Origin of the sequence: Micromonospora sp. DT178 (assembly GCF_049841695.1) — a bacterium.
Lineage (GTDB): Bacteria > Actinomycetota > Actinomycetes > Mycobacteriales > Micromonosporaceae > Micromonospora.
The window spans coordinates 1-320 of record NZ_JBNCKV010000072.1; the positions used below are offsets into that span (position 1 = coordinate 1).

The 320-nt window shown below is 63.8% G+C and carries 1 pseudogene; it reads right to left on the minus strand.

What is annotated here, in order from left to right:
* Positions 1-212: pseudogene (locus ACLQ22_RS32005) on the minus strand (hypothetical protein); the annotation flags it as partial.
* Positions 213-320 lie beyond the last annotated feature (108 nt).

The following is a 320-nucleotide window of genomic DNA, read 5'->3' on the forward strand; positions in this document are numbered from 1 at the left end:
GACAGGTCGATACGCGACTGCGCACCCTGCACACCATGCGGCACCAGCACGCCCATGTCCGGCTTGTCCGCCTGCACCGCCACAGCAGTGATCGGAGCCGCCGACTGCACCACGGCGCTGCTGTCACTGTGGTTCAGCGGACCGGCAGCCAGACCACCGGCAAACGCCAGACCAGCAACACCAAGAACGCTCTTACGCAGAATCGTGTTCATCAAAGATGCTCCATTCGGGGGTTGGCACCCACACCGAGGGGGATCGGCTACGCGGATGCAAGCACCGTCCGGCGCCCATGAACTCAAGGGGAACCTCCAGCAGGAACT